Genomic DNA, 20453 nt, shown 5'->3' on the forward strand with positions numbered 1-20453 from the left:
CTTCACGTGCTTGGGGGCTCAGCCCAGGCGGGCTCCGGTGACCGGGTGGAAGGCGTGCACCTCACCGGCGTCGCGCAGGGCGACCCGCACCTTCTCCCCCAGCCGGGGCGGGGTGCGGCCGTCGACGCGGACGACCACCCGCTCCGGTGAGTCGCCGACCGTGCCGTGCACCAGCGCGTCGGCGCCCAGCTCCTCCACCAGCTCGACGACCAGGTCCGCCGCGTCCTCGTCCGCACCGGCCAGCCGCAGCGACTCCGGCCGGATGCCGAAGGTCAGCTCCGACAACCCGCTACCGGCGACGTCGTCACGCACCGCCCTGGGCAACGGGACGGTCAGCCCGTCCAGTGCCACCCCGTCACCACCGAGCGGCGCCGTGCGCAGGTTCATCGCCGGCGAGCCGATGAAACCCGCCACGAACGCGTTGGCGGGCTGTTCGTACAGCTCGCGGGGTGTGGCGCACTGCTGGAGCAGGCCGTCCTTGAGCACCGCCACCCGCTGGCCCATCGTCATCGCCTCGACCTGGTCGTGCGTGACGTAGATCGTGGTGGTGCCCAGCCGCCGCTGCAGCGACGCGATGTTCGCCCGCGTCTCCACCCGGAGCTTGGCGTCCAAATTGGACAGTGGCTCGTCCATCAGGAACACGCTCGGCTCACGCACGATCGCCCGGCCCATCGCGACCCGCTGGCGCTGACCGCCGGACAACGCCTTCGGCTTGCGGTCGAGGTACTTGGTCAGGTCCAGCATCTCGGCGGCCTCGACCACCTTCTTCCTGACCTCGGGCTTGGGCAGCTTGCGCAACCGCAGCGCGAAGCCCATGTTCTCGGCGACGGTCATGTGCGGGTACAGGGCGTAGGACTGGAACACCATCGCGATGTCGCGGCCCTTCGGCGGCACGTTGCTGACGTCCTTGCCGCCGATGTGCACCTCGCCCTCGTTGATGTCCTCCAGGCCGGCGACCATCCGCAGCGCGGTGGACTTGCCCGAACCCGACGGGCCGACCAGCACCAGGAACTCGCCGTCGGCGATCTCCAGCTCCAGCCGGTCCACCGCGCGGACCTCCGGCGTGCCCGCGTACACCCGGGACGCCTGGACGTAGGCGACCTCAGCCATTTCGACCTCCTTCCGGCGCGGCCACCGATGAGGCCCGCAACCTCTGCTTCGCGGCGGCATCGGCGCCCACCGCGTCCAAACCGGACAGTGCGGCACCCACGACGGGCGCCACGTCGACCACCCGCACCACCGCGTTCGGCGCCACCTTCCGGCAACGCCGCTCGATCTCGCCGGTCACCGTCTCCCCCACCCCGGTCAGCACGCCGCCGCCGAGGATCACGGCGGGGGCGCCGTCGGTGAGGGCGAGCCGCCGCAGGGTCACCGTGGCCAGCACGACGACCTCCTCGATCAGCCGGTCGACCACACCCTGCGCCACCTCGTCACCGGTGGCGGCCACCCGGAACAGCACCGGCGACAGCTCGTGCAGCCGTGCGTACGGGTACTCGCCGAAGTGCAGCCGCTCCATGACCTCCACGACGGCGTTCACGCCGAAGTGCTCGCACACCGCGTCGCGCAGCCCGGTGCCGGGGCCACGGCCGTCCTCGGCGCGCACCGCCGACCACAGCGCCTCCTCGCCGAGCTGCAGCCCGCCGCCCCAGTCGCCGGAGATCTTGCCCAGCGCCGGGAACCGGTGCACCCGGCCGTCCGCGCTGACCCCGACGCAGTTGATCCCGGCACCGCACACGACCGCGACACCGGCACCGTCCTCGGTACCGGCACGCAGCAGTGCGAACGTGTCGTTGGCGACCGTCGCGCTTGCCGACCACTCGCGTGCGGTCAGCGCGAGGCTGAACGCCTCCTCCTCGGCGGGCAGGTCCATGCCGGCCAGGTACACCGAGCTGTGCCGCCCGAACGGCCGCCGCGCGGGCAGGCCGCCGTCGGCGAGCGCGTCGAGCACCAGCCGTTCCAGCAACGCGACGCTGGCGTCCAGCCCGATGTTCTGCGGTGACGCGCCCGGGCCCCGGGAGCGGCCCAGCACGCGGCCGTCCTCGGCGACCAGCAGCACGTCGGTCTTGCTGTTGCCCCCGTCCACGGCGATCACCGGGGGCGAACCGGGCAGGCTCATGCCTGTGCCCAGGGCAGGAACTGCCGGTTGGCGGCCAGCAGGTCGTCGGCGAGCCGGTCGGCCTGCTCGTACTGACCGACCAGCGGGTGCGCCAGCAACGCGTCGGCCACCCGGTCCCTGCCGCCCTTCAACGCCGCCTCCAGTGCCAGGTACTCGTACGCCGTGGTGTGCGCGATCAGGCCCGCCTGCGCCGGCGCGACCGGGCCGACCGGGATCGGCCTGGCCCCCGAACCGTCCACCGTGGACCGGACCTCGATCACCGCGTCGGAAGGCAGGAACGGGAACGTGTCGCCGTTGCGGACGTTCACCACGTGCTCCTCGGCGGGGCCACCGCTGGTGAGCGCGTGCACCAGCTGGACGGCGGCCTCCGAGTAGTACGCACCGCCGCGCTGGGACAGCTGGTCGGGCTTGGTGACCACCTCGGTGTCCTGGTAGACCTTCAGCAGTTCGTTCTCCACCTCCGTCACCACGTCGGCACGCGGCATCTCCTCGCGCTGCCTGGCGACCTGGGCGTCGTGCGAGTAGAAGTACTTCAGGTAGTAGGACGGCACGGCGCCCATCCGGCGCAGCCACGGCAGCGGCATGTCCAGGTGCTCGGCCAGCTTCTCGCCGTGCTCGGCCACCAGCTCCGGCAGCCGGTCGGTGGTGACCCCGTTCTCGGTGACCAGCGCCTTGCGTTCCCAGCTCAGGTGGTTGAGGCCGATGTGCTCCAGCGTCACGTCGTCGTGCCCGACCCCGAGCAGGTCGGCGAACGTGCGCTGCAGGTGAATGGCCACGTTGCACAGGCCGACCGCGCGGTGGCCGTGCTCCAGCAACGCCCTGGTGACGATCCCGACCGGGTTGGTGAAGTCCACGATCCAGGTGTCGTCACCGGCCGCGCGCCGGACCCGCTCGGCGATGTCGAGCACCACCGGCACCGTGCGCAGGGCCTTGGCCAGCCCGCCCGCACCGGTGGTCTCTTGGCCGACGCAGCCGCAGGCGAGCGGGAACGTCTCGTCCGAACGCCGGGCGGCCTGGCCGCCGATGCGCAGCTGGAGCAGCACCGCTCCGGCGCCGTCCACCCCCTCCTCCAGATTGGACGTCGTCCGCACCTTGGCCGGGTGGCCCGCGTGGTCGAGCAGCCGCTGGCTGAACGGCCCGACGATGTCCAGCCGGTGCGCGTCCGGGTCGACGAGAACGATCTCGTCGACGTCCAGAGTGGACCGGCGGCCGGCGATGCCGTCGATCAGCTCCGGTGTGTAGGTGGACCCGCCACCGACGACTGTCAGTTTCACCCCTTGACTCCCGTGAAGGTAATGCCGCGCACGAAGGACTTCTGCGCGAACGCGAACAGCACGATGACAGGCAGCATCACCACGGCCGTGGCCGCCATCGTCAGGTTCCACTCGACGTGGTGCATCCCCCGGAACGACGCCAGGGCCAGCGACAGCGTCCAGCTGTCCCTGCTCTCGCCGGTGTAGAGCAGCGGGCCGAAGTAGTCGTTCCAGGTGTAGAGGAAGCAGAACATCGCCGTGGCCGCGATGCCGGGCTTGGCCATCGGCACCAGCACCCGCACCATTGCCTGGAACTCGGAGCAGCCGTCGATCTTGGCGGCCTCGATGTAGTCCCGCGGGATGGTGAGGAAGAACTGCCGCAGCAGGAACACACTGAACGCGTCGAACAGGAAGTACGGCACGATCAGCGGAACCAGGGTGCCGGTGAACCCGAGCCGCACCCACAGGTCGTAGAGCGGAACGGTGACCACCTGTGGCGGCAGCATCATCGCCGCCACCGTGAGCATGAAGAAGAACGTCTGGCCGCGCCAGCGCAGCTTGGCCAGCGCGTAGGCCGCGGGGATCGCGGACAGCAGGATGCCCAGTGTCGCCAGCAGCGAGTAGGTGAAGCTGTTGACCAGGTACTGCAGCATCGGTGCCCGCTCGAACACCGCCAGGAAGTTGTCGAAGCGCCACTCGCGTGGCCACAGGCTCGACGACATCGCCTGGTCGGAGTCCATCACCGCGGTGAGGAACACGAACACCACCGGCAGGGTGAAGATCACGCCGAGCGCGATGCCCACGCTGTGCGTGGCGATCCAGTACAGCCGCTTGTCCCAGCTCTGCTTGCGCCGTTGCACCGGGTGCGCCGGGGCCGGCCGAGTGTCGGTCAGGGTGACGGTCATGGCTCAGTTCCCTTCCGCGGCCGAGTGCTTGCGCAGCTGGCGCACCAGCACCGCGGTGAAGGCGAAGGAGACGACGAACAGCAGCACGGCCATGGCCGCGGCGTAGCCCATGTTGAAGTAGCGGAAGCCCTGGACGTAGAGCCAGACCGGGTAGGTCAGCGTCGAGTTCTCCGGCGCGCCGATGTACTTCGTGTTGCCCGCGACGTCGGAACTGCCCGACACCACGCCGCCTGCCACCACCGCCTGGGTGAAGAACTGCAACGCGAAGATCATCGAGTTCACCACGCCGAACAGCAGCACCGGCGAGATCGTCGGCAGCGTGACGTGCCAGAACCGGCGGACCGGGCCGGCGCCGTCGAGTTCGGCGGCCTCGTACTGTTCCTTCGGCACGTCGAGCAGCGCGGCCAGGATGATGATCATCAGCTCGCCGGAGCCCCACAGCACCAGCAGGGTCAGCGACGGTTTCGACATCGCCGGGTCGTTGAACCACAGGCCGCCGTCGATGCCGAACAGGTCGAGGAACCGGTTCACCGGGCCGAATTCGGGGTTGAACACGAAGACGAACGCCAGTGTCGCGGCGGCGGGCGGCGCCAGGGCGGGCAGGTAACACAACGTCCGGACCAGGCCGACACCGCTCTTGAGCCGGGCGATGACCGAGGCCACGCCGAGCGAGAAGAGCACCCTGGTGACGGTCAGCACGACCACCAGCCACAGCGTGTTCCACGCGGCGGTGGCCACCACCGGCTCGGTGGTGAACATCCGGATGTAGTTGTCCAGGCCGATCCACTGTGGAGCGTTCACCAGGTCGTAGCGGGTGAACGAGTAGTACACGGTCGCGATGAGCGGGTAGCCGAAGAAGATCAGGAACCCGATCAGCGCCGGCGCCATGAACCCGAGTACGACGAGGCGGCGGTTGCGGGACCTCGCCCCCGGTGCACGCCGGGGCGCCGGCGTGACCGGGGACGAGGATTCCGCCCGCGGCTGCGTGACGGTGGTCATCAGTGGCGCTACCTGCCGCCGCTCTTCTGGGCCAGTTCGTCGTTGATCTGCGCGTCCACCCTGCGCAGACCGGCCTCCAGGTCGGGCTCGCTGCCCGCCTGCCAGCGTTCGGCGAAGTCGTTGACCGCCTTCAGGTGCGCGTCACCGATCGCGGTGGTCGGGTTGGGCAGCAGCTTGCCGCTCTCGAACATGGTAATGAACGGGCGGAAGGTCTCGTCGACCTCCAGGCGGGGGTCCTTCAGCGCGGTCGTCGTGCTCGGCACGTTCTTCAGGCCGTTGCCCAGCTGGACGAGCGTGTCGGTGTCCAGCGACATCTGCTTGATCAGCTCCCAGGACGCACCGGGGTTCTTCGCGCCCTTGGGGATGGCGATGATCGTGCCGGTGGTGAACGCACCGCCGTAACGCTGCGGCTTGCTGTCGGCCACCGGCGGCGGCGCGGTGCCGAACTTGATCTGCGGCGCCTGGTCCTTGAGGAACGCGGTGCGGTACTCGCCGTCGAACATCATCGCGATCTTGCCGCGGTGGAAGGCGTGGTCGGCCGAGTACTCGTCACCGAGGCCGGCCTTGAACTGGGTCAGCTTGTCGTGACCGTAGAAGTCGATGAGCTGGCGCTGGAAGTTGAACATCTCCTTCCATTCCGGGCTGGCGGCGAGGTTGGACTTGCCGTCCGGCCCGAGCCAGTGCGCGTCCCAGTTGGGTGCCCAGATCTGCGCCTGGTTGTTGTAGAAGGGCATGTTCGGCAGGAAACCGGCGACCTTGATCGAGCCGTCCGGGTTGAACTGGGTCAGCCGCTTGGCCTGCTCCAGCAGCTCGGAGGTGGTCTTCGGCGGGGCGGCGATGCCCGCCGCGGCGAACATGTCCTTGTTGTAGTAGAAGCCGTAGACGTCGGCCAGCATCGGCATGGCGCAGCGCTTGCCCTCGAACTCGGTGTAGCTGCGCACCGCCTCCGGGATGACGTTCAGGTCGATCTTGTCCCGCTCGATGTACGGCTTGAGGTCGAGGAAGCTGCCGCTGTGACACCAGGCGCCGAGGTTGTCGGTGAAGAAGGAGATCGCCACGTCGGGCGGGTTGCCACCGCGGATCGACTGGGTGAGCTTGTCGTCGTCCTGGTTGCCCTCGTGCTTGATCTCGATGTTCGGGAACTTCTTCTTGAGGCTGTTCAGCCCCTCGGTCACCACGCCGTACTCGCGGTTGTTGAACTTGCTGTAGACGGTGAGGGTGAGCTTGTCGTCCTTGCCCGGCGCCGGTGCCGCCTCGCCACCGCCGTCACCGGCGGGCCCGCTCGCGGCCCCCGAGCACGCCGTCAGCAGCGCCGCCGTGGCGGTAGCCAGGAATATCAAGCCGCGCCGGCGGAACCGGCCCTGCCGGGCGGCGGCGGTGGTCGTGGAGCGCATGCGCCCTCCTTGTCGAGGTGGATGTTGTGGGGGGACGAGTCAGGGAACCGCGACGGCCGAGGCCGAGCCCGGTTCTCCCACCGCGGGCCCACGGGACCCGGGGAGCGTTTCGTACATGGCCGGCGGCAGGCCGAACATGTCCTGCCGCACCACGGCGAGCGCGGAGTGCAGCGCGCCCGCGCGTACCGGGTTTCCCGGTACCGACGCCAGCCCGACCGGGGTCCGCGGGACCACCAGCTCGTGCAGGCGCTTGGCGACCAGGTCGGCGAGGACCTGCCCGCCCGCGTGGCTGACCGCGCCGCACAGCAGCACGACCTCCGGGTCGACGACGCTGACGATGTTGGCCACCCCGGCGGCCACCCGGCCGGCCAGTTCGGTGAGAAACAGCCTGCCGTCGTCGCCGGCCTCGAGTGCCGCGGTGACCGCGTCCCAGCCGTTGCCGGCGGTGATGCCGTGCGCGGCGGCCAGTGCGACGATGGCGGGCGACTCGACCAGGTCGCCGAACCGCTCGCTGCCGACGTCCGCGCGGGTGCCCGTGTCCGGGACCCGCATGAAGTCGATCTCGCCCGCGCCACCGCTGGCGCCCTTCAGCAGCTTGCGGCCGACCACGACCGCGCCACCGACACCTTCGCTGAGCCAGACCAGCGCGAAGTCACGAAGATCGGCCGCCTCGCCGGAGATCATCTCCTCCAGCGCGACGAGGTTGACGTCGTTCTCGATCGTGACGCCCATACCGAGGTCGGCCGAGAGGCTGCCGGGCAGGTCGAACCCGGACCAGCCGGGCAGATGCGGTGCGGATTCGAGGAAACCCGTCGCCGGGTTCAGCGCACCCTGTGCGCCGATCACCACGTGCTTGAGGTTGTCCAGGGTGAGCCCGGCCGCCGTCGCCGCGCCGGTCAGCGCGGTCCGGAACGCCGCGACGACGTCCGCCCCGGCGGCCACCGGCAGCGTCGCACTGTGCTCGGCCAGCACCCGCCCGGTCACGTCGGCGATCGCGAACTCCGTGGCGTGCGCCGTCAGGTCGACGGCGGCGACATGCGCCACCGCCCCGTTCACCGACCACAGCTGGGCCCGCGGGCCGCGCCCGCCGCCGCGGACACCGTCCTTCACCACGATGCCGTCCTGCTCCAGCCTGGTGAGCAGCTGCGCGGTGGCCGGTTTGGACAGTCCGATCACGTACTCCAGATCGGACCGGGTCAGCGGACCCTCGCGCAGCAACGTCTCGATGGCGGCGCGATCGTTGATCTCACGCAGCAACCTGGGGCTTCCCGCACGCACTCGCCCACCCCCTCACGCCGTAATTAATCTGTTAACTTTCCAGACGGTTTCGAACGACTCTAGTGAGCGCGACCACAACCGTCAACGGTCAGTTTGGCGCCGGTTCACCCGCGCCCACCGTCCGGCGGGTACCGGCCGGAGTGGCGCGCTGATAGGTATAGACCATGCGTCGCACCGCCCTGCTCGCCGTGTTCGCCCTGGCCCTCTCCCTCGTCCCCGGCGTCGCCGCCGCCACCGGACCGTGGCAGCGCATCGGCTCCGACCGCGCCCGCCCGCTCGACGAGAGCCAGGGGCTGGCCACCGTCGAACGGCCGTCCGGCACCACCATCCGCTACACCGGCATCGGCACCATCCCGGGCTCGCTGTCCTCGCGCGGCTGGAACCACGTCGGCGACCCCGGCTCGGCCCGCGGCTTCTACGTCGAGCCCTACCAGCGCGACGACCGGGGCCCGAAGCTGTTCCGGGTCCAGGCACCCGACGGCAGCTGGGCGGAGTACCAGCACGCACTGGAGTCCTGGGAGGCGAACAACAACTCGTTCTCCGCCGTCTCGCCCGACGGCCGGTGGATGGTCACCGGCGAGTGGGGAACGATGGGCCGCCTGCTGGTCCACCCGATGCCCGGCGTCGCGCACACCGACCCCGCCACCAACCTGCCCTACGCCTTCGCCATCCGGCTGGACCGGCAGGTCCGCGACATCCAGGGCTGCGACTTCGTCACCGACACCCAGCTGCTGTGCTCCTCCAACGATCCCACCAGCACGCTCGGCTTCACCAAGCCGCTGCTCCAGGTCGACCTCGCCGGCCCGCTGTCCGGCGGCGACGTCACCGGCCGGGTGACCGGGCTGGGCCAGCTGCCGCTGGAGAGCGGCTGCTCCGGCGAGTTCGAGAGCCAGGGCATCGACTTCGACGAACGCGACGCCACCCTGCGGGTCGTGGTCATGTCCCCCGGCATCTGCGTCGCGTTCGACAGCAAGACCTGGCGGTTCCGCCGGAGCTGAGCAGGCCCCAGGATGGGGCCATGACCGCGATCGAGTTCGACCCGGCAGACCGGATCTGGCTGCTGTCCACGGCCCGGACCGCCTACGCGGTCCAGCTCACCGGCGACGGCCGCGTGCGCCCGGTGTACTGGGGGCCACGGCTGACGCTGGAACAGGTCCGGACGGCGGTGCCGCCCATCCGCGAGCACTACGACGGGTTCGACAACCCCGAGGACGGCCTGGACGAGTTCCCCGCCGAGGCCGGGGCCCGGTTCGGCCCGCCCGCGCTGGCCGTCCGGTTCGCCGACGGCTCACACACGGCCGAGACCACCTACGCCGGGTCCGAAGTGGACGGACCGGTGCTGCGGATCCGGCTCGCCGACGAGCGGGCCGGACTGCGGCTGACGCTGGGCTACCGGGTCCGCGACGAGGTCGTCGAGCGCTGGGCGGAACTGACCAACGACGGCGACGCCGCGGTCACCGTCACCCGGCTGGACTCCGCCGCGTGGCTGCTGCCGCCGTGGCGCGAGCACCGGATCAGCTCGGTGACCGGCCACTGGGGCCGCGAGTTCCAGCTGCGCAGGGAGTTCCTCGCCGCGGGCGAGTGGACCGGTACCAGCCGTCGCGGCGCGACCGGGCACACCGGCAACCCGTGGGTCATGCTCGACCCCGGCGACACCACCGAGGACCACGGCGCGGTGTGTGCCATGGCGCTGGCGTGGTCCGGCTCGTGGCGCACCACGGTCCGGCGGGGCACCAGCGGCCGGGTGTCGGTGTCGGCGGGTTCCGGCCACGAGGGCGTCGCCTGGTCGCTGGAGCCCGGGGAGACGGTGACGACGCCGGTGTGCGCCGGCCTCTACACCGACGGCGGTTTCGGTGCCGCGAGCCGGAGCTGGCACGACTACGTGCGCGGGCACGTCAGCCCGGCGGCCGCCGAGCCCGCGCCGGTGGTCTACAACTCCTGGGAGGCCACCGGGTTCGCCGTCTCCGAGGCCGGTCAGCGGGAGCTGGCCGGACTGGCCGCGGAGCTGGGCGTGGAGCTGTTCGTCCTCGACGACGGCTGGTTCGGCGCGCGCACGGGCGACAACGCGGGCCTCGGTGACTGGTGGCCGTCGCCGGACCGGTTCCCCGGCGGCCTGAAGCCGCTGGCCGACCACGTGCACGGGCTCGGGATGCGGTTCGGGCTGTGGGTCGAGCCGGAGATGGTCAACCCGGACTCCGGCCTCTACCGCGCCCACCCGGACTGGGTGCTGCACGAGACCGGCAGGCGGCGCACCGAGCTGCGTAACCAGCTCGTCCTCAACTTCGCCCGCGACGACGTCGCCGCCTGGGCGCTGGACTGGCTGGACCGCCTGGTGGGCGAGCACGGCATCGACTTCCTCAAGTGGGACGCCAACCGCCCGTTCACCGAGGCGGGCTGGCCGGAGGCCGCCGACCCGGGCCGGCTGTGGACCGGCCACGTGCGGGCCGTCCACTCGATCCTGGACACGTTGCGGCAGCGGCACCCCGGCCTGCAGATCGAGGCCTGTTCGGGCGGCGGCGGGCGGGCGGATCTCGGCATGCTGGCCCGGACCGACCAGGTCTGGACCTCCGACAACACCGATCCGGTGGACCGGCTCGGGATCCAGGACGGCTACGCCCAGGTCTATCCGGCACGCACGATGGCCGCGTGGGTCACCGACTCGCCCAACTTCCTCACCGGACGCCACACACCGCTGCGCTTCCGCGCCCACGTGGCGATGACCGGCGCGCTCGGCATCGGCGGCGACATCGCCGCCTGGCCGCCGGACGCCCTGGCCGAGGCACGTGAGCTGGTCGCGCTGTACCGGCGGATCCGGCACGTCGTGCACGACGGCGACCGGTACCGGCTCACTCCCCCGGCGGCCGGGGTGGAGGCACTGCAGTACGTGCACGGGGCCGAGACGGTCGTGTTCGCGTTCCGGGTGAGCACGGGTTACGGCGTGCCGCCGTCGCCGGTCCCGCTGCGTGCGCTCGACCCCGGCGCGCGGTACACCGACGCGGCCACCGGGCAGCGGCACCACGGCGCGGTCCTGCACGCCGCCGGGCTCCCGCTCGACCTGCCGCGGGGCGACTACGCGAGCACGGTCGTCCACCTCATCGGCGGTCGATAGATCCGACGTATCGTGGTTACAACCCCAGATTTGATATCTGATCCACCTTGACAGGCGGTCAGACATCGGATCGAATGCCCTAATGAGAAGAGCGCTGGTTCTGTGCGCGGCCTTGCTCCTCGCCGCCTGTTCGGTCCAGGACGGCTCCGGAAGCCAGGACTCCTCCGGCGGCGCCGAGATCACCTTCCTGACGTTCGAGACACCCAACCTCACCCCGGCGTACTGGGACGCGGCCATCAAACGGGTCACCGACGCCAACCCCGGCATGCGGGTGAAGAAGCTGGTGGCCCCCAGCACCGACCGGACGTCGTATGCCAAGCAGCTGCTGCAGTCCGGGCAGTTCCCCGACGTGATGATCGCCGTCGACCCGGCCGGGTTCGCCGAGTCGGGCAACCTCTACGCGTGGAAGCCCGAGGAACTGGGCGCGTTCCAGTTCCCCGGCGCCAACCCGATCGGCGGCGGGCACCACCAGCTGCCCGCCAACACCCAGACCATCCCGCCGGTCTACTACAACAAGACGATGTTCGCCGACGCCGGCGTCACCGCGCCGCCGAGGACGTGGGCCGAACTGCTCGACGCGGCCGGCAAGCTGAAGGCCAAGGGGCACCAGCCGTTCGTCATCGGCGGCGGCAAGGAGGGCTTCCCGTCCTCGATGCTGCTCACCGGGATCGTCAGCACCGACGTCTACGGCAAGCGCCCGGACTGGATGACCCAGCGGCGGGCAGGCAACGTCAAGTTCAGCGATCCGGACTTCGTCGCCGCGGTGGGCAAGTTCGCCGAGCTGTCCACCCGGGGCTACCTCGACAAGGGCACGCTGTCGCGCGACTACGCCGCCACCGAGCAGGCGTTCCTGGACGGCAAGGGCGCGATGTACCCGATGGGCAACTGGTTCGCCGCCAACGCCGACACCAAGAAGCACGACTTCGAGATCGGCGTGTTCAACTTCCCCACCGCCGACGGCAAACTCGTCGTCCCCGCCTACACCGGCGGCGGCATCAGCGTCAACGCCAAGTCGAAGAACCTGGACGCGGCCAAGAAGCTCGCGCTGGGCTTCCAGCTCGACAAGGGCCAGCTCGACGCGTCGGTGAAGGCCGACGGCCTGATCCCGGCGATCAAGGGCTACCAGCCGCCCGCCGACACCGGACCCGTCTACCGGGCGGGCTACCAGCTCTACCAGGAGGCCGTCGCGAGCAACGCGGTGGTCAACGCGTTCGCCTGGGAGACCGCGGACGACGGCGTGCTGCCCGGGTTCAAGGACAAGATCTACCGCGCCGCGCAGGACGTGATCAACGGCAAGTCGCCTGCCGAAGTGTGTGCCTTCCTGGACGCGGAATGGTCCAAAGCGGGGTAGGGCGCCGCCGGAGGCCGGTCCTGCCCCGGCTGTGGCACTTCGTCTCCTTCGGCGCTCCCGGCGTCCTGGTCTATCTCTGTTTCGTGCTGGCGCCGATCGGCATCAGCGTCGCCTACAGCCTCACCGACTACAACCCGTTCAGCCCGCCCGCCGAGTTCACCGGGCTGGAGAACTACCTGCTGCTGCTGGCCGACGACCAGTTCCTCACCGCGCTGTGGGTCACCAGCGTCCTGACGCTGATCGTGGTGATCGTGCCGAACCTCGCCGGCCTGGGCGTCGCGCTGCTGCTGGACAAGCGGGGCGGGCTGTACAACGCCCTGCGCAGCGTGTTCTTCACGCCGGTCATCCTCAGCTCGGTGGTGGTCTCGATCATCTGGACCCGGCTGCTGGACAACGAGGGACCGCTCAACCAGGCGCTGCGTGCGCTGGGCGTCGACGACCCGCCGGGCTGGCTGTCCGATCCGGACCTCGCGCTGTACTCGCTGGCGTCCATCGTGTGCTGGCAGATGCTCGGCTTCTGCGTGGTGGTGTACCTGGCCGGGCTGCAGGGCGTTCCGGCGGAACTGCTGGAGGCGGCGGAGATCGACGGCGCAGGGCCGGTGCGGCGGTTCCGCGCGGTGACCTGGCCGCTGCTGGCGCCGTCGCTGACCATCAACACGGTGGTGCTGCTGATCTCGGCGTTCAAGACCTACGACTACGTCAAGGTGATCACCAACGGTGGCCCCGGATCCGGTGCCACCGCGACGATCGCGTTCAACGTGCTGCAGACCGGGTTCGACGCAAACCACGTCGGCTACGCCTCGGCGATGGCGGTGGTGATGCTGGTGATCGTCGCGAGCGTGACCGCCGTGGTGCTGAAACTGTTACAGCGCAGGGAGGTCGACCTGTGACCGCGCCACCCTGGCTACGGCCGCTGGGCGCGCTGTTCCTCAGCGCGTTGTTCGCCGTCCCGCTGTATCTGGTGCTGGCCAACGTGTTCAAGCCCGGCGAGGACATCGCGCGCGACCCGATCGCCCCGCCGGTGCCGCCGACGCTGGACCACATCGTCGCCGTGCTGACCCGGCCGGACCAGCTGTTCTGGGTGTCGCTGACCAACAGCATCGTGGTGACCGCGCTGTCGGTAGCGGTGCTCACCGTCCTGTCGGCGACACTGGGCCACTACCTGGCCCGGACCCGCAGGCGGTGGACCCGCGTGCTGACGCTGGTGCTGCTGTCCGGGCTGATGATCCCGCCGCAGGTCATCCTCATCCCGATCGCCGACGTGCTCAACCTGCTCGGCCTGATGACCACGCTGCAGGGCCTGGTGCTGTTCAACGTCGGCTACTACGTGCCGTTCGGGGTGTTCGTGTTCACCGGGTTCATCCGCGGGGTGCCGGTCGAGCTGGAGGAGGCGGCGCTGCTCGACGGCGCCGGGCGTGGCCAGGTGTTCTGGCGGATCGTGTTCCCGTTGCTGCGTCCGGCCACGGCCAGCGTGATGATCTTCTTCGGGGTGTGGATCTGGAACGACTTCATCAATCCGTTGGTGATCCTCGGGCCCAGCCAGGGCACCACGGTCACCACCGGCATCTACCGATCGATCGGCCAGTACCAGGCCGACCTGGGCAGCGTGTTCGCGTTGATGCTGCTGGCCACCCTGCCGGTGCTGCTGTTCTACCTGTTCCTGCAGAAGCACTTCGTGAAGGGCCTGACCGGCGGCGCGACGAAGGGCTGACCCGGGCGGCCGGGTAAAGCTCGTGAAGGCCACCTCACGGCATGAGACGCCAGGGCTCCGGCACAGTCCAGAGTCCGGGCGATTGCCGTAAGGGCCCCCTTCACGGCATCAGACGCCACCACATCCGCACTCACCCCGGCACACCCGCCCCACCAGCCTCAAACACCACAACCACCCCACCAGCCACCACGAACGAGACAACCCAGCAAGCACCAGAGCACGTGAAGGCCACCTTCACCACGTCACACGTAATGAAGGTGGCCTTCACGAACTTGACCCCACGCGGGCGACCGGCGCCACCGGAGAACCGGCGTCCACATCGTGAGTTCTGCACTCACGCACGCGAGTTCTGCATTCCGGCCCGCGAGTTCTGCGCTCGGGACCATCACCCACCCCGCCGCACACCGACTTTGCCGGGACCCACGTCTGTGACGTGGTGATGGTGGCCTTCACGTGCATCAGAGCTTCGCGGAGACGAACCGCTTCCCGTCGAAATTCTCCACCTCCACCGCGGCCACCTTGTCCGGCGGCACCAGTGCCGAGCCGTCCAGCGTGGCTCCCTCGGTCGCGCCCTTCTTCGACACCAGCCAGCTGCCTGCCTCGTGCCGTCCGCCGTCGGTGTCGACGACGACGATCCGGCACTTCTGCCCCTCGGGGATGCCGGCGACGTCGATGGTGGTGCGCACCCAGCCGGCGGCGGGCTTCACCGTCGCGGTCATGCGGACGCCGGTGCCCGGGTCGGTCACCGAGCTGACCTTCGTGCCGGCCGGATTCGCCGGCGTGGCGGTGACGACCTGCGGCGGGGTGGTGACCCTGCCGACGACCACACCGCCGCCGACGAACACCACCGCGACCACGGCGGCCACGATCCCGGTTCCGACACGGCGGCGGCGCTCCCGCCCGCCGCGTTCGGCGCGGACCTCCCGCAGCGTCCGCTGCAGCATCAGGTCGCCGCCCTCGGGCGGGCCGTCCAGCAGTGCCTCCGGCGGCACCTCGCCCAGTGCCCGGTCGATGGCCCGCAGCTCGTCCAGTTCGGCGACGCACTGGCGGCACGTCGCCAGGTGTTCCTCCACGGCACGCACCTCCCGCTCGTCGAGCGCACCCAGCACGTAGGCGCCGAGAAGGTGCGCGTGGTGTTGCGTGGTCATCCGGCCACCCCCCGCGTCGCCAACTGCCGTCCCAGCGCCGTCCCCCGCAGGGTCCGCAGCGCGTAGTGGGACCGTGATTTCACCGTTCCGGGCGCCACCCCGAGCGCGGCGGCCGCCTCGGTGACGCTGCGGCCCTGGAAGTAGATCTGCACCAGCACCGCGCGGTGGTCGTCGGACAGCTGGTCCAGCGCCTCCAGCACGACCACGGAGTCGACGACCGAGTCGGCGTGGTCGCGCTGCACCGGCGGGTGCTCGGGGGTCTCGGCGACCTCCGGGGGCCGGGCGGCTCTGGCCCTGGCGCGGTCGGTGACCAGGTTGCGGGCGACGGTCAGCAGCCAGCCGCGGACCGAGCCCTTGCCGTTGACCAGCACGTCCGGGTTACGCCAGGCCCGCACCAGGGTCTCCTGGACCACGTCCTCCGCGGCCGCGCGGTCCCCGGTCAGGCGGGTGGCGTAGGCCAGCAGGGCCCTGCCGTGTTCCTCGTACACCGACCTGACCAGCGCCTCGTCGGCCGCGGGTTCCCGGTTCCGGGACCACCGACCCGCCATCGGCCTACTCCTCCCCGCCCGAAGGGCACAGCATGTCAGGCAACACGGCCCGCGAGCCGGTTCGGTTCACCGCAGTCTGCTCCCCCGTTGTGGCCCGGGACACACCGGATCGGCTGAACCGGCGAAAGCCCACGTCACGAGGCCACGGGCGGGCTGTCCCACCGCCAACGAACCGACCCGAAGGAGGGTGAGCCATGATCACCGATTCCGTGCAGCAGCACCAGCTCGTCACGCTGAACGGCAACGGCACGCCGGTGCTGGCCCGGCTGTCCTACCAGGCAGCCCAGCCCTACGCCGTCTCGCTCGCCTTCCAGGCCGAGCCGGGCCGCTGGGTCGAGTGGACCTTCGCCCGCGACCTGCTCACCGCCGGCCTGGAGGGACCCGTCGGCGAGGGCGACGTGCGGGTGCGCCCGGAGTTCGCCAGCGCCGAGGAGCTCTACGCCGTGGAGATCGAGTCGCCGGACGGCTACGCACTGGTCGAGATCCACCGCGAGGACGTCGAGCGCTTCCTCACCGCCACGGCCGCGGTCGTGCCGTACGGCGAGGAGGAGGACCACTTCGACGTCGACGCGCTGATCCGCGAGCTGACCGGCGTCTAACGGCGCACGAGATGACGTGCCGCGGCCGCACCGCCGACGACGAGCAGCACCGCCACCAGTCCCCACCGGCGTTTGTCCTCGGTGCCGTCGTCGCGTTTCGGCTCGGCGATCGGCCGCACCGGTAACGGCCGGTCCCGTCTGGACGTCGGGATGGCACTCGGCCGGGGCCCGGTGGGCGCGACCGCGTTCGCCCCGGAGGTCGTGGGCGTCGGCGCCGGGGGCGGGACCGGCGGCAGCGGACGGGGCGGGGTCGTCGTCGTTGTTGTTGTCGTAGTGGTCGTCCGCGGGGGTGTCGTGGTCGCGGGCGGCGGCACCGGCGGGGGCGCCGAGCCGAGGCACCCGGTGGCGTCGGAGCTGAGCACCGGCGGCCGGTCGAACAGTTCCCGCGCCGTACCGGCCCGCCGGTCGATCCGGTAGGTCCGCGCCCGTCCCGTGGCGTTGTTGGCCGTGGCGTAGAGCGTTCCGTCCCCCGTGAGCACCACCGAGCCGTAGGCGGTGGCCGGCGGCAGCACCGGCGAGGGCAGCGTCCGGACCGCTCCGGTCCGCGGGTCGACGCTGACCACCCCCGCCCTGCCGGGCCGGTGGCTGGTCACCCCGTAGAACAGGCCGTCGGCCGGGTCGGCGGCGAGGTCGTCGATGTCCAGTGCCGCCCCGGCCGGGCGCAGCGACACCGCGTAGGCCGCCTTCAGATAGGTCGGGCTGCCCGGCCGGATGTCCACTGTGTACAGCCGGGCACCGCGCCGCAGGTACCACCGGTCCCCGCGCACCACCCCCGCGGTGGCCCCGGCGGCCGGCCCGCTCAGCCTGCCGAGGTCGCTCACCCGGCCTGACGGGTCGATCGCCAGCACCCGCCCGCCGGACAACGCGTAGCCGCGCCCGGTGCCCGGCAGGTGTCCCAGCGCGTTGGCAGGCGAGGGCAGCCGGGTCGTCCTGGTGACCCGGCCCGACGGCAGCTCGACCCGTTCCAGCGCCGCGTAGCCCGGCCGGTGGACGGCCTGCAGGATCACACACGTGGCCGGCTGCGCCCTCGCCACCGGCCCGAGCCCGGTGGCGGCGATCGCGACCAGCACCACGGCAGGCAGCCGCATCTCACGCCAGCCGTTCCAGCGCCCAGCGGAACGCGTCCGGTTCCAGCCGGGCGCCCACGCCGTAGGGGTTCTGCAGCTGGTAGATGGCGAACAGCAGCAGGGTGATCGTGCCTGCCAGGGTGGACACGATGATCACGTGGGTGAGCAGCCTGGTCCCGCCGAACATGTTCGGCATCAGGATGGTGATCACGCTGCCCAGCACGAGCACGAACCAGACCACCGCGCCCAGACCGACACCGTGGCTGTCGTTGAGCCGTTCCTGCCGGGCCTGGTAGACCTCCCACAGCTGGTCGATCGCCTCGGTCTTACGGCCCACCTCCCAGTCGTTGTCCTCGATCTGCGCGCCGGTGATCGTCTGCCGCAGCTGTTCGAGCTGCCCGTCGCCACCGCCGGGCACCTGCTCGCCGGACCGCAGCGCAGGCCACTCCCGCTGGACGACCGTCGCCGCGTACTCGCTGGTCAGCTGCCGGATCCGGGAGCGGGCGGGCTCGGGAAGCGAGTCGGCGGCCCATCCGGTCGCGACCAGGCTGTCGGCCTCCCGGTAGGAACTGTCCCGTGCCGCGGTGACCGCGTCGAACAGCGAGATCAGCACGAACGCCACCAGCACCACGTGCAGGCCGGCGACGATCGTGAACACCTGCCCGGCCGCGTCGTTGTTGCCCGGCCTGCCCTCGTCGAGGCCGAACCGCCGCACCAGGTACGCCGTCACCCCGGCCAGCCCCGCCGCCCCGGCGACCCAGAGGAATCCACTGAGGACGATGTTCATGGTTGTCCTTTCCGGACAGCTCGGTCCGCCAGCCGTGGCCGGTGGCGCGGCATACCCGGCCACGGCTGGCCTCAGGCCGGCCAGGCTCGCCTGCCGGCGTGTCGGGTGAATTGTCGAGTCGTCATATTCCCGGGCGACCGGCCGGGAATTACGAGAGTCAAGCTAACCACCGCGTGCTGCCCCCACAAGGGCGCCGAATCGCGTTCATCCGAGTGGCCGCGCGACACCTTCGATATCACCACCCGAAATCCGCCGGAACAGAAATAGGCCCATTCCGGAACCCGATGGTTGCGACACTGGGCCGAACCGGCGAGCCGCGACGTCACCCGCCGTCACCGTTGGTCGCTTCCCCACCCGGCGGCACCAATTCGCGTTATCCGGCAACGAAGATCAGCCGACAAGCACCCGCCTGGAGCAACCGGCACCGCGAACGAACAGAGCACTCTCGTCCGACCGGACCAATACCGACGCGATCCGTTGACGGCCCGCCCGCCCGACACGCCGGAAAACGTGACGGTGTGCTCATCACGGCCACCGAACAGGGTGAGATGCATTAGTACATGACTGCCGCATTTCACCGCCGCCGGGCACGTTCGGGTGACTTACCGGTCCGGGAGGGCGGTGCTAGCCTCGGCCCTGCCGGTACAACGGGAACTAAATTCACCGCCGGTTTATCAGACAATTAACCGAACATGGCCGCGCCTATTTGCCGTCCGGCCACGCCGGATACTGCCCGGAAACGACCGTATCTACTCTGGAGTGGGGTTTCATTGTGACTGTCACCGAGTCGGCGGAACCGGACCTCGGCGGCGAGGCCGCCAAGTCCAGTCTGGACACCGCTGCCGCTCGCAACCTGGCGACGACGACCAAGTCCGTGCCGCAGATGCAGGGCATCTCGTCGCGGTGGCTGCTGCGCACGCTGCCGTGGGTGCAGGCCTCCGGTGGCGCCTACCGGGTGAACCGCCGCCTGAGCTACACCCTCGGCGACAACCGGGTCAGCTTCACCACCACGGGCACCGAGGTGAAGGTCATCCCGCAGGAACTGTGCGAGCTGCCCGCGCTGCGAGGTTTCGACGACGACGAGGTGCTGGTCGCGCTGGCGAACCGGTTCACCCAGCAGGAGTTCGCCGCCGGCGAGGTCATCGTGCAGCGGGGCGCTCCGATGGACCAGGTCTTCCTGCTGGCGCACGGCAAGGTCAACAAGATCGGCACCGGGCAGTACGGCGACCAGACGGTGCTCGGCACGGCGGCAGGCGGCGACTACTTCGGTGACGAGGCGCTCGGCGGCGAGGCAGGCAACTGGGAGTTCACCGTCAAGGCCGTCACGCCGTGCACCGTGCTGGTGCTGCGCCAGCAGCAGGTGGTGGAACTCAACGGCCACTCCGAGGCGCTGCGCGAGCACGTCCGGCAGGCGCTCAGCGGCCGGACACTGCCGCAGAACCCGCACGGTGAGGCCGAGATCGAGGTGGCGTCCGGGCACGCGGGCGAGCACGCGCTGCCGTCGACGTTCGTCGACTACGAACTGGCGCCGCGGGAGTACGAGCTGAGCGTCGCGCAGACCGTGCTGCGGGTGCACACCCGGGTCGCCGACCTCTACAACGAGCCCATGGACCAGGTGGAGCAGCAGTTGCGGCTGACCATCGAGGCACTGCGGGAACGCCAGGAGCACGAGCTGGTCAACAACCGCGAGTTCGGCCTGCTGCACAACGCCGACCTCAAGCAGCGCATCCACACCCGCACCGGCCCGCCGACCCCGGACGACTTCGACGAGCTGCTCGCGCTGGTGTGGAAGGACCCGGCGGTGTTCCTGGCCCACCCGCGCACGATCGCGGCGTTCGGCAGGGAGTGCAGCAAGCGCGGCATCTACCCGAGCAGCGTCGATCTGAACGGCCACCATATGCCTGCCTGGCGCGGCATCCCGCTGCTGCCGTGCAACAAGATCCCGGTCAGCGGCACCCGGACCAGCTCCGTGCTGCTGATGCGCACCGGCGAACAGGCGCAGGGCGTCGTCGGCCTGCACCAGACCGGTATCCCGGACGAGTACCAGCCGGGCCTGTCCGTCCGGTTCATGGGCATCGACGACAAGGCCGTCCTGTCCTACCTGGTCAGTGCCTACTACTCGGCGGCGGTCCTGGTACCCGACGCGCTGGGGATCCTGGAGAACGTCGAGATCGGGCGGGAGGACTGA

18 protein-coding genes are annotated in these 20453 nt (G+C 70.4%); 7 read left to right on the forward strand and 11 right to left on the reverse strand.

The genetic code is table 11. The features are described from left to right. Positions 1-18 precede the first annotated feature (18 nt). Genes EWH70_RS11455 through EWH70_RS11485 form a run of 7 tightly spaced genes read right to left on the reverse strand, consistent with a single transcriptional unit; the run spans position 19 to position 7924 of the window. Positions 19-1110 carry an ABC transporter ATP-binding protein gene (locus EWH70_RS11455; protein ID WP_130475304.1) on the reverse strand — a complete coding sequence of 364 codons (1092 nt, stop codon included), beginning with the start codon at positions 1108-1110 and terminating at the stop codon, positions 19-21. Continuing rightward, positions 1103-2116 carry an N-acetylglucosamine kinase gene (locus tag EWH70_RS11460; RefSeq protein ID WP_130475305.1) on the reverse strand — a complete coding sequence of 338 codons (1014 nt, stop codon included), beginning with the start codon at positions 2114-2116 and terminating at the stop codon, positions 1103-1105. Before EWH70_RS11460 ends, EWH70_RS11455 begins: the two co-directional genes overlap by 8 nt. Next, positions 2113-3390, reverse strand: a complete 1278-nt coding sequence (locus EWH70_RS11465; RefSeq protein WP_130475306.1) for a 6-phospho-beta-glucosidase — start codon at positions 3388-3390, stop codon at positions 2113-2115. Before EWH70_RS11465 ends, EWH70_RS11460 begins: the two co-directional genes overlap by 4 nt. Beyond that, positions 3387-4274 carry a carbohydrate ABC transporter permease gene (locus EWH70_RS11470; RefSeq protein ID WP_130475307.1) on the reverse strand — a complete coding sequence of 296 codons (888 nt, stop codon included), beginning with the start codon at positions 4272-4274 and terminating at the stop codon, positions 3387-3389. The genes EWH70_RS11465 and EWH70_RS11470 overlap by 4 nt, the downstream gene beginning before the upstream one ends. Positions 4275-4277: 3 nt before the next feature. After that, complete coding sequence (locus EWH70_RS11475; protein WP_130475308.1) at positions 4278-5273, reverse strand: carbohydrate ABC transporter permease; 996 nt, start codon at positions 5271-5273, stop codon at positions 4278-4280. A gap of 8 nt (positions 5274-5281) precedes the next feature. Next, the gene (locus tag EWH70_RS11480; RefSeq protein WP_130475309.1) at positions 5282-6667 is read right to left on the reverse strand and encodes an extracellular solute-binding protein; all 1386 of its coding nucleotides are present in this window, start codon (positions 6665-6667) and stop codon (positions 5282-5284) included. 39 nt (positions 6668-6706) lie between these two features. Next, a complete protein-coding gene (locus EWH70_RS11485) occupies positions 6707-7924 on the reverse strand; it encodes an ROK family transcriptional regulator (RefSeq protein ID WP_130475520.1) in 1218 nt (405 codons plus the stop codon). 185 nt (positions 7925-8109) lie between these two features. On the opposite strand from EWH70_RS11485, the gene EWH70_RS11490 reads away from it, so the two are divergent. The 5 genes from EWH70_RS11490 to EWH70_RS11510 all read left to right on the forward strand — a co-directional run bounded on the left by EWH70_RS11490 (position 8110) and on the right by EWH70_RS11510 (position 14116). After that, positions 8110-8943 (forward strand): hypothetical protein, encoded by an 834-nt coding sequence (locus tag EWH70_RS11490; protein ID WP_130475310.1) that lies wholly within the window; start codon positions 8110-8112, stop codon positions 8941-8943. 20 nt (positions 8944-8963) lie between these two features. Beyond that, positions 8964-11054 (forward strand): alpha-galactosidase, encoded by a 2091-nt coding sequence (locus tag EWH70_RS11495; RefSeq protein WP_130475311.1) that lies wholly within the window; start codon positions 8964-8966, stop codon positions 11052-11054. 82 nt (positions 11055-11136) lie between these two features. After that, on the forward strand, positions 11137-12405 hold the full coding sequence (locus EWH70_RS11500; protein WP_130475312.1) for an extracellular solute-binding protein: 1269 nt from the start codon (positions 11137-11139) through the stop codon (positions 12403-12405). Continuing rightward, positions 12387-13295 (forward strand): carbohydrate ABC transporter permease, encoded by a 909-nt coding sequence (locus tag EWH70_RS11505; RefSeq protein ID WP_130475313.1) that lies wholly within the window; start codon positions 12387-12389, stop codon positions 13293-13295. Before EWH70_RS11500 ends, EWH70_RS11505 begins: the two co-directional genes overlap by 19 nt. Continuing rightward, positions 13292-14116 carry a carbohydrate ABC transporter permease gene (locus EWH70_RS11510; RefSeq protein WP_130475314.1) on the forward strand — a complete coding sequence of 275 codons (825 nt, stop codon included), beginning with the start codon at positions 13292-13294 and terminating at the stop codon, positions 14114-14116. The genes EWH70_RS11505 and EWH70_RS11510 overlap by 4 nt, the downstream gene beginning before the upstream one ends. 458 nt (positions 14117-14574) lie before the next feature. On the opposite strand, the gene EWH70_RS11515 is transcribed toward EWH70_RS11510, so the two are convergent. After that, positions 14575-15264, reverse strand: a complete 690-nt coding sequence (locus EWH70_RS11515; RefSeq protein ID WP_130475315.1) for an anti-sigma factor family protein — start codon at positions 15262-15264, stop codon at positions 14575-14577. Then, positions 15261-15812: a sigma-70 family RNA polymerase sigma factor gene (locus EWH70_RS11520; RefSeq protein WP_130475316.1), complete on the reverse strand. Its 552-nt coding sequence runs from the start codon at positions 15810-15812 to the stop codon at positions 15261-15263. The genes EWH70_RS11515 and EWH70_RS11520 overlap by 4 nt, the downstream gene beginning before the upstream one ends. Before the next feature lie 194 nt (positions 15813-16006). Here EWH70_RS11520 and EWH70_RS11525 point away from each other — a divergent pair, with 194 nt between their 5' ends. Further along, entirely contained in the window at positions 16007-16411 is a 405-nt protein-coding gene (locus EWH70_RS11525; RefSeq protein ID WP_130475317.1) for an SsgA family sporulation/cell division regulator, read from the forward strand. Here EWH70_RS11525 and EWH70_RS11530 read toward each other — a convergent pair. Both EWH70_RS11530 and EWH70_RS11535 read right to left on the reverse strand, forming a co-directional pair. Then, on the reverse strand, positions 16408-17499 hold the full coding sequence (locus tag EWH70_RS11530; protein ID WP_130475318.1) for a DUF6923 family protein: 1092 nt from the start codon (positions 17497-17499) through the stop codon (positions 16408-16410). The genes EWH70_RS11525 and EWH70_RS11530 overlap by 4 nt on opposite strands. Position 17500: 1 nt before the next feature. Next, the gene (locus EWH70_RS11535) at positions 17501-18265 is read right to left on the reverse strand and encodes a bestrophin-like domain (protein ID WP_130475319.1); all 765 of its coding nucleotides are present in this window, start codon (positions 18263-18265) and stop codon (positions 17501-17503) included. 772 nt (positions 18266-19037) lie between these two features. Here EWH70_RS11535 and EWH70_RS11540 point away from each other — a divergent pair. Next, a complete protein-coding gene (locus tag EWH70_RS11540; protein WP_165436236.1) occupies positions 19038-20453 on the forward strand; it encodes a family 2B encapsulin nanocompartment shell protein in 1416 nt (471 codons plus the stop codon).

The organism is Amycolatopsis suaedae (genome assembly GCF_004214935.1).
GTDB classification, from domain to species: Bacteria; Actinomycetota; Actinomycetes; order Mycobacteriales; family Pseudonocardiaceae; genus Amycolatopsis; species Amycolatopsis suaedae.

Coding starts and splice junctions, on each gene's coding strand:
- EWH70_RS11455 (WP_130475304.1), bottom strand. CDS start 1,110: ATGGCTGAGGTCGCCTACGTCCAGGCGTCCCGGGTGTACGCGGGCACG.
- EWH70_RS11460 (WP_130475305.1), bottom strand. CDS start 2,116: ATGAGCCTGCCCGGTTCGCCCCCGGTGATCGCCGTGGACGGGGGCAAC.
- EWH70_RS11470 (WP_130475307.1), bottom strand. CDS start 4,274: ATGACCGTCACCCTGACCGACACTCGGCCGGCCCCGGCGCACCCGGTG.
- EWH70_RS11475 (WP_130475308.1), bottom strand. CDS start 5,273: ATGACCACCGTCACGCAGCCGCGGGCGGAATCCTCGTCCCCGGTCACG.
- EWH70_RS11480 (WP_130475309.1), bottom strand. CDS start 6,667: ATGCGCTCCACGACCACCGCCGCCGCCCGGCAGGGCCGGTTCCGCCGG.
- EWH70_RS11490 (WP_130475310.1), top strand. CDS start 8,110: ATGCGTCGCACCGCCCTGCTCGCCGTGTTCGCCCTGGCCCTCTCCCTC.
- EWH70_RS11495 (WP_130475311.1), top strand. CDS start 8,964: ATGACCGCGATCGAGTTCGACCCGGCAGACCGGATCTGGCTGCTGTCC.
- EWH70_RS11500 (WP_130475312.1), top strand. CDS start 11,137: ATGAGAAGAGCGCTGGTTCTGTGCGCGGCCTTGCTCCTCGCCGCCTGT.
- EWH70_RS11505 (WP_130475313.1), top strand. CDS start 12,387: ATGGTCCAAAGCGGGGTAGGGCGCCGCCGGAGGCCGGTCCTGCCCCGG.
- EWH70_RS11515 (WP_130475315.1), bottom strand. CDS start 15,264: ATGACCACGCAACACCACGCGCACCTTCTCGGCGCCTACGTGCTGGGT.
- EWH70_RS11520 (WP_130475316.1), bottom strand. CDS start 15,812: ATGGCGGGTCGGTGGTCCCGGAACCGGGAACCCGCGGCCGACGAGGCG.
- EWH70_RS11525 (WP_130475317.1), top strand. CDS start 16,007: ATGATCACCGATTCCGTGCAGCAGCACCAGCTCGTCACGCTGAACGGC.
- EWH70_RS11530 (WP_130475318.1), bottom strand. CDS start 17,499: ATGCGGCTGCCTGCCGTGGTGCTGGTCGCGATCGCCGCCACCGGGCTC.
- EWH70_RS11535 (WP_130475319.1), bottom strand. CDS start 18,265: ATGAACATCGTCCTCAGTGGATTCCTCTGGGTCGCCGGGGCGGCGGGG.